The sequence below is a fragment of the Butyricimonas sp. RTP31003st1_G1_RTP31003_210430 genome (assembly GCF_040920905.1).
Classification (GTDB): Bacteria; Bacteroidota; Bacteroidia; order Bacteroidales; family Marinifilaceae; genus Butyricimonas; species Butyricimonas paravirosa.
Genome location: NZ_JBCOSQ010000006.1, coordinates 54815 through 71349 on the forward strand (window position 1 = coordinate 54815; position 16535 = coordinate 71349).

General features: G+C 40.0%; 14 protein-coding genes. 9 read left to right on the plus strand and 5 right to left on the minus strand.

Translation table 11 applies throughout. The features are described from left to right. Positions 1-18: 18 nt before the first annotated feature. From AB5542_RS03220 to AB5542_RS03245, 6 genes are all read left to right on the plus strand, one after another. Entirely contained in the window at positions 19-1977 is a 1959-nt protein-coding gene (locus AB5542_RS03220) for a RagB/SusD family nutrient uptake outer membrane protein (RefSeq protein ID WP_087419348.1), read from the plus strand. Positions 1978-2006: 29 nt separating this feature from the next. Further along, the gene (locus tag AB5542_RS03225; RefSeq protein ID WP_087419347.1) at positions 2007-3350 is read left to right on the plus strand and encodes a DUF4959 domain-containing protein; all 1344 of its coding nucleotides are present in this window, start codon (positions 2007-2009) and stop codon (positions 3348-3350) included. 3 nt (positions 3351-3353) lie between these two features. Next, a complete protein-coding gene (locus AB5542_RS03230) occupies positions 3354-4850 on the plus strand; it encodes a DUF4998 domain-containing protein (protein WP_279038679.1) in 1497 nt (498 codons plus the stop codon). Positions 4851-4968: 118 nt separating this feature from the next. Beyond that, positions 4969-6051 (plus strand): TlpA disulfide reductase family protein, encoded by a 1083-nt coding sequence (locus AB5542_RS03235; RefSeq protein ID WP_087419345.1) that lies wholly within the window; start codon positions 4969-4971, stop codon positions 6049-6051. A gap of 16 nt (positions 6052-6067) precedes the next feature. Continuing rightward, entirely contained in the window at positions 6068-6793 is a 726-nt protein-coding gene (locus tag AB5542_RS03240) for a hypothetical protein (protein ID WP_278598392.1), read from the plus strand. Continuing rightward, positions 6790-7404, plus strand: coding sequence for a hypothetical protein (locus AB5542_RS03245; protein ID WP_279038678.1), 615 nt, complete (start codon positions 6790-6792; stop codon positions 7402-7404). Before AB5542_RS03240 ends, AB5542_RS03245 begins: the two co-directional genes overlap by 4 nt. 146 nt (positions 7405-7550) lie before the next feature. On the opposite strand, the gene AB5542_RS03250 is transcribed toward AB5542_RS03245, so the two are convergent. Next, the gene (locus tag AB5542_RS03250) at positions 7551-8633 is read right to left on the minus strand and encodes a glycosyltransferase family protein (RefSeq protein ID WP_279038677.1); all 1083 of its coding nucleotides are present in this window, start codon (positions 8631-8633) and stop codon (positions 7551-7553) included. Further along, the gene (locus tag AB5542_RS03255; RefSeq protein ID WP_270594591.1) at positions 8630-9433 is read right to left on the minus strand and encodes a UDP-2,3-diacylglucosamine diphosphatase; all 804 of its coding nucleotides are present in this window, start codon (positions 9431-9433) and stop codon (positions 8630-8632) included. The genes AB5542_RS03250 and AB5542_RS03255 overlap by 4 nt, the downstream gene beginning before the upstream one ends. Before the next feature lie 154 nt (positions 9434-9587). Between AB5542_RS03255 and AB5542_RS03260 the strand changes: the two genes are divergently transcribed. From AB5542_RS03260 to AB5542_RS03270, 3 genes are all read left to right on the plus strand, one after another. Then, positions 9588-10751: a MalY/PatB family protein gene (locus AB5542_RS03260; RefSeq protein ID WP_279038676.1), complete on the plus strand. Its 1164-nt coding sequence runs from the start codon at positions 9588-9590 to the stop codon at positions 10749-10751. 469 nt (positions 10752-11220) lie between these two features. Then, positions 11221-12057 (plus strand): ATP-binding protein, encoded by an 837-nt coding sequence (locus tag AB5542_RS03265; RefSeq protein WP_279038675.1) that lies wholly within the window; start codon positions 11221-11223, stop codon positions 12055-12057. Between the two features lie 103 nt (positions 12058-12160). Then, positions 12161-12778: a trimeric intracellular cation channel family protein gene (locus tag AB5542_RS03270; protein ID WP_279038674.1), complete on the plus strand. Its 618-nt coding sequence runs from the start codon at positions 12161-12163 to the stop codon at positions 12776-12778. Positions 12779-12911: 133 nt separating this feature from the next. On the opposite strand, the gene AB5542_RS03275 is transcribed toward AB5542_RS03270, so the two are convergent. The 3 genes from AB5542_RS03275 to AB5542_RS03285 are packed head-to-tail and all read right to left on the minus strand — an operon-like array spanning position 12912 to position 16528. Continuing rightward, positions 12912-14420 (minus strand): hypothetical protein, encoded by a 1509-nt coding sequence (locus AB5542_RS03275; protein WP_279038673.1) that lies wholly within the window; start codon positions 14418-14420, stop codon positions 12912-12914. 35 nt (positions 14421-14455) lie between these two features. Continuing rightward, the gene (locus tag AB5542_RS03280) at positions 14456-15013 is read right to left on the minus strand and encodes a TlpA family protein disulfide reductase (protein WP_279038672.1); all 558 of its coding nucleotides are present in this window, start codon (positions 15011-15013) and stop codon (positions 14456-14458) included. Positions 15014-15028: 15 nt separating this feature from the next. Next, positions 15029-16528, minus strand: a complete 1500-nt coding sequence (locus AB5542_RS03285) for a hypothetical protein (protein WP_270543019.1) — start codon at positions 16526-16528, stop codon at positions 15029-15031. Positions 16529-16535 lie beyond the last annotated feature (7 nt).

Consider the following 16535-nt stretch of genomic DNA (forward strand, 5'->3'; position numbering starts at 1 on the left):
TTCTAATAAATTACTATTATGAAGCATTTAATTATATATAGCACGATTGTCACATCAATATTCTTTTCTAGTTGTAGTAACTATCTGGATATAGTACCCGAGAATGATATTGAGACAATCGAGACCATTTTTGAAAAACGAGAACAAGCCGAACTATGGTTAAAAAGCTGTTATGTTCTCATGACCGATCCGGTTTCTTCCGTCATCGTAAATCCCGCTTTTACCGGGACAGACGAAGTCGTTGCCGGAGAATATACGCGACAACTTCTCACAACTCAACATAGATGGCAATGGTACGGTTTATTTATCGGCGACGGTCTACAAATGGTTCAAGAACCATATGCCAATATTTGGAAAAAAGACTTATTTTATGCTGCCATTCGTTATTGTAATATCTTTTTCGAAAAGATCGGTGGAGTTTACAATATGCCTGACAACGAAAAAGCTTTATGGGTAGCCGAATTAAAAGCCTTAAAAGCACAACTGTATTTCGAACTCATGCGCCGGTATGGACCAATCATTTTAGTTCCTGAAAATATTGAAGTAAATTCAGATATTGAGATTATGCAACAACCACGTTCTCCTATTGACACTTGTGTAAACACAATTGTCAGGCTATTGGATGAAGCGATGAAAGTATTACCTCCTTTCATGCAAAAAGATCAATCTCGTTGGACATATCATAGTTTAGAATCCGCAGCAACATTAAAAGCACAAGTTCTGCTATATGCCGCATCACCCCTTTTTAACGGGAATCCTGCATATACCAATTTCAAAAATAAAAAGGGAGAACAACTGTTTAACACAACATATGATCATGAAAAGTGGAAACGTGCAGCAGAAGCGACAGACGAGGCGATACAACTTTGTTTAGATGGAGGAAGACAACTTGTCACGGGAAATATGTCTAAAAGTACAGAATTGCTCAATACCATGATGGATATTGAAAACTCAGTGGTAGCGCCAGGTTATGCCAACAACGAGGCTATATACATGATTCGCCCACAAGGTCAGAGCTTACACTTCTGGTATTCTTGGACGTTACCCTATTTCAAAAGTACTGATTATGCTAATTATAATGCATCAATGAAAGGTTGTATCTCTCCAAGCATAAAAATGGTCGAAATGTATTACACGGAACATGGATTACCAATTGATGCTGACAAAGAATGGGATTATTCTTCCCGCTACCAAATGGGAAAAGAAAGTAGTCCTCTATATCGAGATGTCATTCCGTTAAACTCTGATGTACTGGGACTACATCTTCGCAGAGAACCTCGTTTCTATGCAAGTATCGCCGCCGACCGCTGTTACTGGCAAAGAGGAAAAGATGCAGCGCAGAATCTTATCGTGAAAGCTTATCGGGGAGAACAATTCGGTACGCACACCCCCATCATCAATAACTCCTATCCGCAAAACTTAAGTGGTTACTGGTTGAAAAAGGGAAGCTACTCTAATGTCTCAACACGTGATTATTCTTCAGCTATCGATAATCGTGAAGAAGGTGCTATTATTTTCCGTTTAGCAGAACTATACCTGATGAAAGCAGAAGCTTGGAATGAATATTTAGAAACACCTGATGCCGAACACGTCTATAATCCTCTAAATGCAGTACGAGAACGCGCAGGAATTCCAGACGTAGAATCCGCATGGACTAATTATTCAAAAACCCCAGACAAGGTAAAAACGAAAACAGGAATGCGAGAGATCATTCGTCAAGAATGGAACATTGAATTTGCATTTGAAGGGCGTCGTTTCTGGAATTTACGCCGTTGGTTAACCGCTGCTGATGAATTAAATACAGATCTTTATGGATGGAATATTTTAGGAGAAACAGCACATCAATTCTATAATAACTTTGATGGACCTGTCGTTGTATGGTCAAAACGGGAATTCGTCGCTCCTAGAGATTATCTTTTCCCCATTCGTAGCGAGGAAGTTATGGTTGCCGGTTGTGTTCAAAATCCAGGTTGGTAACAAATAGTCTAATACATAAATATAGAATTATGAAAAAACTTATTTATATACTATTGACATTAAGCATATTTTATGGCTGTCAAGAAGACAAAGAAGTCGGTTTTGACATTACCATACCACAAGAAAATATTTCTTTTCAACCCACGGCCGGGGGGGCTATTATGCGTTATCGATTACCAGCAGATCCGGACATTCTATCCATCAGAGTCCGTTATCAAGATGCGTTCGGTAAAGAAATACTACGAACGGGTAGTTATGCTTGTGATTCTTTATTTTTAGTCGGATTCAACGAAGCCCGGCAAGGAGTTCTGGCGTCGATCACTCTTTGCAATCGAAATAACGTGGAATCGGCCCCGTTGGAGATCGCTTTTGACACGAAAGATTCTGGCCCTGTTGCCTTTTTTGAACAACTGGAAGTAAAACCAAGTTGGAACGGATTCATGCTCACATACGATGTCCCCCAAAATGCAAACGGTATGGCTCACGTATTTTATATCGGTAAAGATCCAAAAACACAAGAACCGGACACATTATTGATAAATAGTTTTCAAATCACGGCTGGAGCAGACACCTTAGCATTCCCCCTTGAACAATCCGCCGCCACGAACACGGTTGTAATTCGTACGGAAGATTTTCGAGGTTACATGGTAAAACAGCAAGTTTGGGAAAATATCGAAGCCTACAATACAGCTTTATTATCTCCTTCAAAATTTGACTTTTTAGATCCAGAAGGACTAGCCATAGAAGACGCAGAGGCAAAATTGAGTAAATCATATTTATTCGATGGGGACACGAAAGGGGAAACATCTTTCGGGACAGACAAGAATACCTATGGAACTTATCTAGCCGGACCAGATTGTTTCGGTAAGCCACTATTTATTCTTGACCTTCAAGAGGACAAACTAATATCGGAAGTTCGACTATACAGCATGCTATACACGAAGAAAAGTTTCCCATCAGCACCTTCAGCATGGGACCCTAATCCGGGGAAATACGGTTACGTGTGGGCAGGAAGAATTTTCAACAAGCTTCCTTGCAATGTCACCATTTACGCATCTAATAATAAAGATGACGAAAACTCGTGGAAAGAACTTGGCCATTTTGAACAATACAGGGAACTTGTTAACAATCTCCGCTGGTGTTCCAAGTGTCCTTTGTTGAACACAGTAGACGAACTCAATAGCTTGGAAGAAATCAAAGCGGCCAAACCCCAATACATTTCAATCCCATTTGCCGCAACCGGAAGTTCCTATCGTTTCATTAAGGTTGTGATAAACGATACCTTCGGACTATTTTCCGGCTGGGCAGGAGATATTAACGCAAGCCAATATGTAACATTTCATGAATTCGAGGTTTATACCAAAAAAGACTAAGTTATGGCAATAAAAAAATATTTATGGATACTTATATCTCTCGTCCTTGTCGCTGGTTGCGAGAGTTTGGAAGATACATATAGTGATTATGCAGGTGATGGAGCCATTCGTTATCTAGGGAAATGTACCAAAGTATCGATAGCTCCGGGATGGAAAAGATTAATCGTGAAATGGGTAAATAATGTGGATCCCGTTATCGATAAAATTAAAGTCCGCTGGCAAGTAAATGATATGAAAGATTCTATTCTTCTAGCCCCAAATACAACAGAGTATAGTATTCCCGATTTAGAAGATGGAAATTACGAGGTTACAGTATGTGCTATTGACAAAAATGGCAATGAGTCTTTAGCCAACCCAATTTTTGGACGTCCTTATACACCCACGCATGAAACAATAATATCCTTTACTCGATTGATTTCCAAACATTACTTTGTAAAGAAACGTTTAGTGCTTTTCTTTTCAACTTGGCAAGAGAACATTTCTTCCGCCCAATTGAATTATTATACTGCAGACGGGAATGTCAAAACCCTGGAATTAACATCCGAATTAATGCAAAAAAAGTATTACTTGTTACCAGAAGAAATTGACCCCGACAAGCCGGTAATTCTAAATCGGGAAGGTCAAGTCGAAGGATGTGATGACCTAATTGTTTTTGACCCGTATCAACTTTCCCGGGATAAATTGTACACCAGTGATTTCAAGCATTGGCTTAAAGCAAAATACGGACAAAGTGAGATCTCGGAAGAGTTCATTGAATCTTTAAGAGAACTTGAATATGATTATTCGCTCTCTTCTTTTGAAGACATCCTGAATCTCCCTAATCTAGAAAAATTAGTTCTAGGAAAAAATCGTTACTTGCGAACAGACATGGCAGACCAAGTTCCTCAATCCGAATTATATGATCTGGAACGTAGTCTTTTTGTTCTGGATGTAGCCAACACGGTCTGTGGACTAGCTGTCGATCGCTATAACAAGCATTATATTCCGGATGAAAATTTACCTGCTTATGTAACGAAAAAAAGTAATCCCACGCAACCAGCATTAACGTGTTTGGATGCCAGCACTTGGGAATATACTTGTTCGGAAGAGGATAAATATCCCTACAACTCAAATCTTGAAAATCTATTTGACGGACAACTCGATAACTGGTGGCAACCAGAATTAATTTCAACTTTAGCTCGTACTTACGAAATCACGGTAGACATGAAACAAGTTCAAACCATACACGGCATTAAAATTGTGCAAAAAGCTTTTGACAAAGCAGATTCTCAAAGTGCGAGCCTAATGCCTGGCATGATAAAAGTTAAAGTCTCAACAAACAAGATCTCTTGGGAGGATGCTACATACGTGGAAGAAAACACAATCGGGGCAACGAATGGAGAAACAACTATTCTCTATTTCCCCAATTCGCCCGATGTCCGATACTTCAAATTCATTGTTAATGACCAAGTTTACGGACAAAATTTCTCGGTATCCCTAGCAGAAATCGGGGTATTTTAACTTTATCAAGTAAAAAACACGCACTATTTTCATTAGAAAAGGATTATCCGGTTTAGCCCGGATATTCCTTTTCCATGTACATTTACAAATCAAAGAAATCCCATAAAACACAGAAAAGATGAAACTTTTATTACTAATTGTATTGGTAATAGGGACTTCTATTACCACCATAGCTCAAGAAAATTACAAAATAAGCGGAAAAATCGAGGGGATGGCCGACGGAACCCTTTTATTAATAAGTGAAGAACGAGGGATGGTAGATACACTAGGAATAACCCCAATAATAAACGAGGCTTTCGAATTCACCGGTACGACCGACAAACCGATCGGGGCTTACATCACAACAACCGATCAACAAGGAATCATTCCTCTCATCCTTGAAAATGCAAATTTCACCATATTTGCAGGGACCTCAGGAGTAATAATACAAGGAGGTTTTCAACAAGAAATCTATAATCGGTTCTGTAAAATCAATACAGAGATCATACAACAGCAAACACAAACAGAACTTCAACTTACAGAACAAAAAGGGAATAACTCGAAAGTACAAACATTAATCAATCAATTCAATCAGTTTTTGGAAAATGCACAAGCAAAAGAAAAAAAACTATTACAAGAATATGCCGATACTTATGTCGCTGCCTATGTGATATTTTCCAGTATGCAACAAATGGAATTAGAAACACTGAAAGGTAGGTATTCTTTGCTAGGAGAGAATGCTAAATCAACAATCCCCGGACAAGCAATAGCAAATCTTATTGCTCAACAGGAAAAACTCACGGAAGGAAATGTTGCCCCCGATTTTACAATAAAAAAAACCGATGGAAACTCTATTGTTCTCAGAAATACTAAAGGAAAAGTAAAATTAATTCATTTCTGGGCATCATGGAGTATTCCTTGCCGCCAAGAAAATATAAGCCTGTTAAAAATCTATCAGAAATATCATACAAAAGGTCTGGAAATTATTAGTATTTCTCTAGACAACAATAGGATGGAATGGCTTAAAGCCGTAGGAGAGGATGGAATGATATGGGAAAACGGCTCGGACTTGAAAGGCCAACAGTCTGAAATCGCTCGCCTGTTTTTCGTGAAAAACCTCCCTCATTCTCTCTTGCTAGACGAAAATAATGTAATTGTCGCCAAGAATCTCCGAGATGATGCCTTACGAGAGAAAATCGCAGAACAACTGAAAGGCAAGTAAATGAATAAAATTATTTATGAATACGAAATATATATTATTTTGCCTGATTTGTTTACTTTGGGGATGTCAATATTCGGAAGAAATAATTCCAGATAAAAACCTCCATTGGGGAATAAAGGATGAAAATATTATTCTCTATTCTGTTATTGCAGATATTCCTATTAAAATCGAATACCAAAATGGTCTTGAGAGCTACACTCCCAAGCTCAATGAAATATTAAATAATATTTACAACAATCATTTAGGTAAAAAACTATTTGATAAATTAAAGGGTTTCAATAAAACATTCTATATTAGTGTTGATGTCGACCTTCAAAACTACGATTTCGAGACAGATGGAACGACAATATATGTAAGCCGCAACTGCGCTCTATTACTTGAAAATGATATTAACAATATTAGTTTAACTTGGGCTGGTATTCTAATGCATGAATTTGTCCATATATTTCAACATTCCACGGACACGTCTCCAATAAATCATGAAATTGACGCTTTTATGGCACAGTTAAGTCTTGGAAGTTTTGTTGGTGATTCAGAAACACAACCTTTTTTTGATGTTATATACAGTATGTTAGAGATGCTCGACTCAAATTTAAACTTAAAGAATCCTAAAGATACAAAAAATCTTGAACGACTTTATTTAGAAGCAGTTGAACTATTAAAGAAAATGCCTAAATACGGCGGAAGAACAGAAGAATGGACATTGCGTGGATTCAAAACATTAAAAGATATATTACAATGAAAGCTTTTCTCTTATCATTACTATTTTTTCTCTCTGTAGGAAAACTCTTGGGCCAACAACCCTATTACAAATATGGCGAAACTACACACGGGAAAAAAACAAGTTATCACGTCTCTCAAGATTCATTATTCGTCATAATGGAAAAAATTGAAGGGCACCCCATTATGAAGCCAGTTCGATTACAAAATATAAACAACAAACATGATTTATTTGACAACAAAAAATTCCAACGAAAAAATGGACGAAGGTTACTCGAATATCCAATGACTACCGCAGAAATTATATATCGACATTTGAAACAAGAAATGGAAGAATTAGTTGATGCAAAATTGACTATATTTATTCATATGCTTGCAAACAGACAGGGCGACATTGTAGAAATTAGTTTTTCAATCTGGGATCATCCTGCTTGGCAAACTATTCCTCCTGACACGTTCTACATGATAGAGCAAGAGATTAAAAAGAAAATAAAATTAGCCGATCCTGAAAGTTTCAATGAAGACTATATATATGCTATGAAGAATGTTTCATTCTTCGGCACCCAAAAGGAACTATTTAAACGGGAGAAAGAAATGAAAGAATTAAGTAAAGAATTTTACATCGATGAATAAAACCGAAGAAAAATGAGAGAAAAAAGAGAATCAAGAAAATAACTTGGGACACATTAAAAAAGTAATTTTTTAAAAGAACAACAAAGAAAAAATCTACAGAAAAGGACAAACAGAAAGCAAGAGAATAATTTCTCCCTTGTAACTTTTCACACCAGCGTCGTCAAATGCCGGATAAACAACTCTTCTGCAGATTGCACCCAATCCCGAAAAGCTCCGGTATCAGCATTGTGGGTCGGAATATATTCCACGAGGCGGGAAACATCGAAAGTCGTACTCTCGATTCCCGCCCCGGCTCCAACAGCATCGGCAGCATTAATTTCCTGCTCCACGTGGGTAGGAATCATCATGACCGGTTTTCCCAAATACATCGCCTCACAGACGGATTCAAACCCGGCGGTCGTAACATATCCCGAACAGCCTTGCATGTATTCTAGAAACTTGACATCATTAATCCGGTGGAAAGTTAAACGATCGTTTACCCGAAAAACCGGAGGAGCAGTTTTCTTGTCCCAAAAGAAGTGAGCCTCCTGATCGGGATGGGATTTATGCCACTCTTTTACCTCATCGGCATACCCGGGATTCAGCATATACCCTAAAATATATCCCTTATCCTCCGGGTCAGCTTGTAACACCTCTTCCCGTAAAAGTGGCGGTACGACAGCCATTCTCTCCCGGTAAAAATCTTTCAAAGGGTAGAACGAAAGAGCCAATGTCTTCGTCGCCCCGATACTACACAACGTGTTATTCAGACGCAATAACATTTCTTCTCTTCCGGTCCCGTTCCCGTACTGGAAGTCGGGATGTTTCATCAGAAACTGGTGAGCGATACAGACAAAAGGAACATGTTCCCGGAAACGCAGGTTCATCAGCCCGGCCAAAATCTCGTAAAAGTTAATTACCACATCCGGCTCCGTTTTTTGAATGTGACGATGAATCAAATTCACGCTCTTCCTATATTCCCGCAATTTCTTCACCGTGATATTAAGTAATATACTTTTTGTCAGTTTCACCTTCTTGTGATCTTTCCCGTAACAAAAACTCGGGCTGGCAAAAGTCTTTACCTTTGCCCCAATTTTCTCCAAAAAGAAAGCGGGAATCTCCCGGTTACTACTTTTCCCAACCAGCACTTCCACGACCTCATGACCATGGCGACGTAACATTTGCGAGAGCGAAATGGCCTGCGTCAGATGGCCTCTTCCCTCTCCTTGAACGATAAATAAATACTTCATACCGCTAATCCCGTGTGTAATACAGTTTCAGATTCCGAATCTCGTACCTCCGTCAAAGCCTTTTCTTCGATATACACGTTCCAGTTTCCATCGTAATCCTCGGTCAAGGCAGAGAGAGATTCCATCCAGTCTCCCGAATTCAAGTAAAGCACGTTCCCGATCATCTTCTTCTCCGGATAGTGGATATGCCCGCAAATCACCCCTTGACAACCTTTCTTCCCGGCAATATCCACGATATGTTTTTCGAAATCACTGATATATGAAACCGAAGCTTTCACTTTCAACTTGATTTCCCGGGCAATCGAATAATAGGGCAAACCTTTCTTCAATCGACGGCGATTATAAATCTTGTTCGCCCACAACAAGAAAGAATATCCCACATCCCCGACTTTCGCCAACCAACTCATAGAGGAAGTCACTTTATCAAACACGTCCCCATGCAGCACGTAATAACGTTTATCCCCACTCGTGTAGATGTAATCCTTCACCACTGAAATATTCGAGAAGGTCAAGGGGATCACCCGATCCAGGAAATCATCATGATTTCCCCGCACGTAAATAATCTTCGTGTCATGAGAGATGTCCAGTAGCACCTTGATAAAATTCGTGTGGCGCCGCCGCCATTTACTGTTTTTCCCTCGCATAAGCGACCACCCGTCGATAATATCACCGCATAAGATAAGGGTATCGCAAGAGTGTTGTTTTAAAAAACGGGTAACCTCTTTCGTCTTCGACCATTTAGAACCGAGGTGGATGTCCGAAAGAACGATTGTTTTGTAATGTTGCTGTTTCTTAGGCATATATTCATTCCTAAATTACTTATACAAAGGAAGAATTGTATTGTTAAGAAACGATTACCAAAATATGAAATAAATGTTTCGACATTTCCCGTCCATTCCCGTATAAATATTTAAAAGAGTTTTATAACTTGCTACTCGATTAAATAAAAAAAGTATGTACAATTTTGATCAGATAATAGACCGTCGGAACACTAGTTGCGTGAAGTACGACAATCTTGCAAACGTGTTTGGTAGCACGGATATTCTACCCATGTGGGTAGCGGATATGGATTTTCAGGTAGCCCCCGAAATTCTCGATGCCGCTCGTGAATGTTGTGAAAAAGGAGTTTTCGGATACACGTTCCGAAGTGATAAAGCCAAACAGGCATTCGCCGATTGGGTGGCACGTCGCCACGATTGGCAAGTAGATACCCACTGGCTATTAAGTAGTCCCGGTATCGTCACGGCCCTGGCATTAGGGGTTCGGGTTTACACGGAAGAACATGATAAGGTCATGATTTTTACTCCTGTCTATCCTCCATTCTATGCCGTGGTGAAAGATAACAACCGGGAACTCGTATGCAGTACCTTGAATGTAGAAAACGGACATTACCAGATTGACTGGGAAGATGTTGAAAAGAAACTGAAAAACGGAGTAAAACTACTGATAATGAGCAATTCTCACAACCCAGTGGGAAGAGTATGGACCAAGGAAGAGCTTACTCGAATCGGAGCGCTATGCCTGCAATACGGGGTCACAATCCTCTCTGACGAAATCCATTCCGACCTTGCCCTCTTCGGATACAAGCACGTGGTAATGGCCTCCCTGTCACCGGAGATTGCCGCAATCACCGTGACCATGATGGCTCCGAGTAAAACATTCAATATCGCCGGGATGATGAATTCCGTTGTCGTGATCTCGAACCCGGAATTACGTCGCCCCTTCGAGAAAGAACTTTTATGTCTGCACTTGGATTTGGGTAATATCTTCGGACACGTCACTCTAGAGGCTGCCTACAAGCACGGGGACGCCTGGTTGGACGAAATGGTTCGTTACCTCGAAAAGAACATCCTGTTTGCCGACCAATTTCTCCGGGAAGAGTTACCCTCGGTAAAAATGATACTCCCGGAAGGCTCTTTCTTACTCTGGCTTGATTTCCGGGCGACAGGGTTATCCCACGAGCAAATTCAGGAAAAACTACTCCACGAGGCGAAGCTCGGCTTAAATAGCGGTACGGATTTCGGCCCCGAGGGAGAAGGCTTTTTCCGCATGAACATCGGTTGCCCGCTCGAAACGGTAAAAGAAGGACTGGAACGCTTGAAAAAAGCATTCAAGTAAATTTCCAAAATTGAAGGTTAACACTTCCCCAGTGTCTCCTCGTATGAAAGGAAAAAGTTCCTAGTTTCGTGTACAAGGAGATACTGGAGAATACCATAAATACCCGCAGGAAATTCGAAGAAGATTCGATGAACTTAGGGTTCAAAGACGTTTCACTTTCGAATCAAAGACGTTTCAAAGACGTTCAGTGAGTGTCTTTGATTCGAATTTGTTCCGATATTGAACAAACTCTATTCTCATTCCTCCACGAATACCTCCCAGAAGCTCTACGAATGATGTCCAAAGAGAGTGTATATCATACTAAAAAGAAAAAAACGATATTAATTAGAACTTATACATTCTCTCTATTTTTTGCAATTTAAAATTCATAAACAATTATTCTTGTTTTTTGAGCCCCATCTGTAATATTCATTACAAAACTCCCCTGTTTTCACGTGTATCTTTGTCCTAGAATCAAAAACGACTGACTATGAAACGGACAATTATAAAAATAGACGAGGAAAAATGTAACGGCTGCGGGCTATGCGTGAAAGGTTGCCACGAAGGGGCTTTACAATTAATAGACGGAAAAGCCGTCATGATAAGTGATTTGTACTGCGACGGGTTGGGTGCTTGTATCGGAGAATGTCCCGTCGGCGCTATCGAGCTAGAAGAACGGGAAGCGGAACCATATAGTGAAGAGGCTGTTATGGAGCGCATTGCACCCAAAGGAGAACACGTAATCCTGGCTCATTTACGTCACCTGAAAGAACACGGTGAAAAAGAGTTGGTAAAACAGGGATTGGAATATTTGAAACGCCATAACATTCCCATAAACCTGCAAGAATTACATCCCACACCGAAACTGGGATGTGGATGTCCCGGTTCCATGGCAAGAGAATTAAAACCCGTCATGAAACCCGCTATAACTCCATGTTCCGGTAGCTCCGAACTCCGGCAATGGCCCGTACAGTTACACCTGTTAAACCCGCAAGCCGGGTATTTCCAAAGGGCAAACGTGTTATTGGCCTCCGACTGTTCAGCCTTTGCCTCCGGGAATTTTCACGAACGTTTCCTGAAAGGTAAGATCCTGGCTATTGCCTGCCCGAAACTGGATCATAATACCGATTCTTACGTGGACAAACTTCGTAGCATGATTGACGATGCCCAGATCGACACGCTCACGGTTCTCATCATGGAAGTACCTTGTTGCGGTGGCCTCCTGCAAATGGCTTTAAAAGCGAGAGAAATGGCCTCCCGTAACATCCCGATCAAAAAGATCGTACTTTCCGTGGAAGGGGAAGTGAAAAGCGAAGAGTGGGTATAAAAATAGTTTTATAAACCCTATTATCATGCTGTAAAACATCAAAATACGTGGCGAATGATATTCCTTTATTATTAGCTTTGCAGGCTCAAAAAATAACAGGAATATGAATATTGATTTTACTACAATCATTGATTACATCGGTACATTCGCATTCGCTATCAGTGGAATACGTTTGGCATCAGCCAAGCGATTCGACTGGTTCGGGGCATACGTGGTTGGAGCCGCAACAGCCATCGGGGGCGGAACGACACGAGATTTGATGCTGGGGTTAACTCCTTTTTGGATGCACCAACCCTCCTATCTGATTGTTACAGGGCTGGCCTTGTTATTCGTGATTATGTTCGGGAAATATGTCATCCGATTGAATAACACGTTTTTCATCTTTGATGCCATTGGATTGGGACTGTTTACCGTGGTTGGCATCGAGAAGAGTTTGGTTGCAGGATTCCCAATGTGGGTTGCCATTATCATGGGTATGACAACCGGAGCTGTCGGGGGAGTCATCCGGGATATATTTATCAACGAGGTTCCCCTTATCTTCCGTAAGGACATATATGCTATCGCCTGTATTCTAGGCGGATTAATTTACTTCGCCTGTGACTTCTTTGCCGTGGGACACATCACCACCCAGGTCATCACGGCCGGAAGTGTCATTTTAACCCGGGTCGTTGCCGTGAAATACCACATCAGTCTTCCGGTATTGAAAGGGAACGGGGAGTAGTGAATTCATGGAAAGGAATATTGTATCATGGATTATTTCTGTACAATAATATACGGATTATAAATAAATCCACGTTATAAAAAAGACTGCCCCAAGACAGTCTTTTTCTCTTCATAACAAATTCATTCCCTTTTCACTTTCCCAAATCAAGAATTATCCGGTACGTTCCATTAGGTTCCCAATATGCATCATAGACAAACAAGAAATCTTTATTTACCACAATGTCCAATTGTTGTTTTTGCTTACGGGCAACTTGCGGTTTATGAAGACGTTGCGGAAAAAAATAACAAATCGGCAAATATCCAACAGCACAATGTCTATCACCAAAAGAATATTCCGCCCGAATTTCCCCTCCTAATCGTTCCCATGAAAAAGAAGCGGTCGTCTTAATCGTCACGATACACTTTTTCCCTCTTACTTTGCTAGTTATTATATACGGCTGATCATCCGATAAATCTTTTACCCGTACATTCCACGCCGGATCACCATAATACACCATAATATCACGCTCGTACAGATAAGAAAATTTATCCAACATTTCCTGTTTGCTACCTGTCAATTCTTCAATTTTACTCTCATATTCGTTATAAGATCTATAATAATTCAGTACTAATTTAGAGGTATCTTCGTTAAATTTATAGCATTCTTGCAACAGTTTGGGACTCCATCGATTCAGTTTACACAACATGTCCTGTTGATTCAGAAAATGAGCTTCTGCCAACGTAAAACGTCCTGCATCTGTCATCCAATACTTTAATGTTCCCCACTCTCCCCTTCCATGAAATGATATTTCCATACTACCGATCAAAGTGGTTACATCAAGATCACTCAACCAAACAACAGGGACACTCTCCTTTGTCCCGAAAGTATTAGCCCCGGACATAGGGGTAAAACAAACTCTGGAGTTATTTCCCAACTTTAATTTCCGATCTCCCCACCATAATTTCCCTTGTCGAGGAACAATTTTACCCTCACGGTAATCATCCGGTGATACCAAATTGAATTGATTCTTAAATTCTTCCACTTGATAAATGATTAAATCCGGATTATGTTGCTCTCCCCAACTCACTACTTTATTTGCCAGTTCCTTATACCGCCCTGCCATATCTTGATTAGATTCGGTATTCTTTTCTCTCCATTCATTCTCCTCTGTACTTAAGCCCATTTGTTCAAAATACTTCCCATCTTTAAAATCATTCACCCCAATACACCATGCACTTTTAATTTCTTTAGGATTTCGGGCTCTTTCAACTAATCGTAACGCCGCATCCGCATCATATCCGGTGATAATACCCCACAAAAAATCCCCGTATAAGTCATCATCAATCTCGCGACTCATCCGGTTTAAATTGATTATAAAATTTCGATTAATATATTCCGGTTTTTCTATCACGGCAACATAACGGGGAGATAATTCTTTCAAAAGAGGTAAGGCTTCCGAAGGTAATTTATCATAATTCACAACCTTTGCCTGATGAATTTCTGTCAATCGATTTACCACTTTATCCCAAGATACATCCGCGTAAACCGACTTTCCCACCAACACCACGTAATCAGTCTCACTTGTCTTCGCCAATAGATGCCATTCCACTCCCATCAAGATTAGTAAAGTCAAACCTATTTTTAATATTGCTTCTCTCATCTTGTCAAATCTTAATATTTACCCTATTCTCAAGCTTATATTCCTTTCAAGATCATAAGTGTTTCTTTCGTTTTTTTGTCCGAAGGACGAGTCATGAAAGCATTTACGATGTTCCCCTTTTTATCCAATAAAATAAATCGAGGAATAGCGTCAATTCCATAAAAACTTACGAGATCTTTCACTTTCCCCGCGTAAAGTTGGATTCCACCTAATTTTTCCATCTCCACAAATGTTTTCCACTCTTTTTTGTTTTCATCAATAGAAATACTTACAAACACTATTTTTTTCCGCTTCATCTCTTTTTCCAATGCCTTCAGATAAGGAATTTCCGCTTTACAAGGGCCACACCAAGTAGCCCAGACATCTATATACACGTACTTCCCCTTTAAGTCTTTTAACGAAACCCACTTTCCGTTCACGTCAAGGTAACGAAAATTAAAAGAAGGCTGCCCACTCTCCAATCGTTTCGGTTGACCATCAATTTTTTCAACATATTGACCATGAAAGGACCGGCTTTCGCCAGCCCTAACAATTGCCACAACACACAATAACAGAATCGCACATCCAATGCTTTTATGTAATATCCCTTTCATTGTTGACATCCTGAATTAAACAGATACTTTCCACATCACCTTCAATGCCTTATCAGAGATTCCTTTATACTCTTTCTCAACCTCTAACGTATCAGCATTCAGTATCAACAATCTTCCTTTTAATTCCGTGGTAGCATTCGGATTATAAACACATACATAAATATGTTCCTCATTCGGACTACACGCAATACAGGTAATCTCATCATTTTCATCCGCGAACTCAAAATCAGGTTTCTCCGGCAGTTTCGGTTCATTAGCCATATATACCCAACGATACAGCTTATTGTCTTTGTAATAGTAAATATGCTTATATTTATCATTTGAACACATTTGACACTCATGTGTCAAGGTCATCTCCTTTGCCAAAGTATATTCATAAATCCCAGACTCAAATTCAAGCTGATCATCTATCGTTTTATGTATCCTAATCTTTGACGGATCATTTTTATCTTGAGTAATAAACACCATACACCCACTCGTTCCCAAAAAAGAAACATTTACAATATATTCTCCGGTAAAACGATCTCCGGCATTCCATTTCCCGACACTCCCGTTCTCCATGGAATGCACTTCCGAATGAGTATTATCAACGAGGCAAGCCACGTAATTAAGTATCGACCATCCTTCAATAACCATAATACCTAAGATTGCTTTATCAAACTTATTATAAGCTGCAGGCCGCGGCCGGGCAATAAAACCCTCAACTTCGAAAACACCAATATCATCGGGATTACCGTCAACGTCATTACTAGCAAAAAGTACTTCCGATATACCGGCATAATCACTTCCAAAAAGAGTTGTAGGATACATCTCCGGGCAATAGGCCCGAACATCAACTTGATTTTCTATCAAGAAATTCTGCGCATTCAGACAATAAAGCACTTGATCCGTCTCAGAAGAAACAACAAGCCCGGAACCTGTCTCCGACTGACTGACTTGTGAAATATATGAAATGATCGCATCCCGCAACCCGTGTAAAGTTACTCCCGGATTAGATTGTTTAAAAGCGTTCAGGTTAAAATCAGATTCTTTTTTAGACAACACTTCATCCTCTTCTTTCAACCGCAAAAAAGATAATCTTCCCACATCCGACTGATCGTTACTCAGTACTAGAATCCCCTGTTCAAAAGGAGCCTGCACGTGTACTTGGAAAAATTTGAAACTACTACCATATTGATTTTCCACTCGTAATCGAACCCGAAAAATTCCGGAACGGGGAAATTTATAATCCAGCACCTTATCCGTTCCTATCAACCTTAGCGAATCACTTGAAGCACCACCATCCGTTGCAATAAACTTCCATTCGTACACTAAAGGAAGATCTGGTTGCGATTGTGTTACCTCGGGGTCAATCAAAACACTCGTTCCAAAATCCTGATAATAAACCGTGTCCTCCGTAGTAATCGTAATGGGAGAACCTTCTGTACGGAAACCGGATGACTCATCCTTTATGCATCCATAAAGTAATAACCAAGCCATCAACCCAATTATGACATATCTCATTCTTTCTTTCATAATCAAT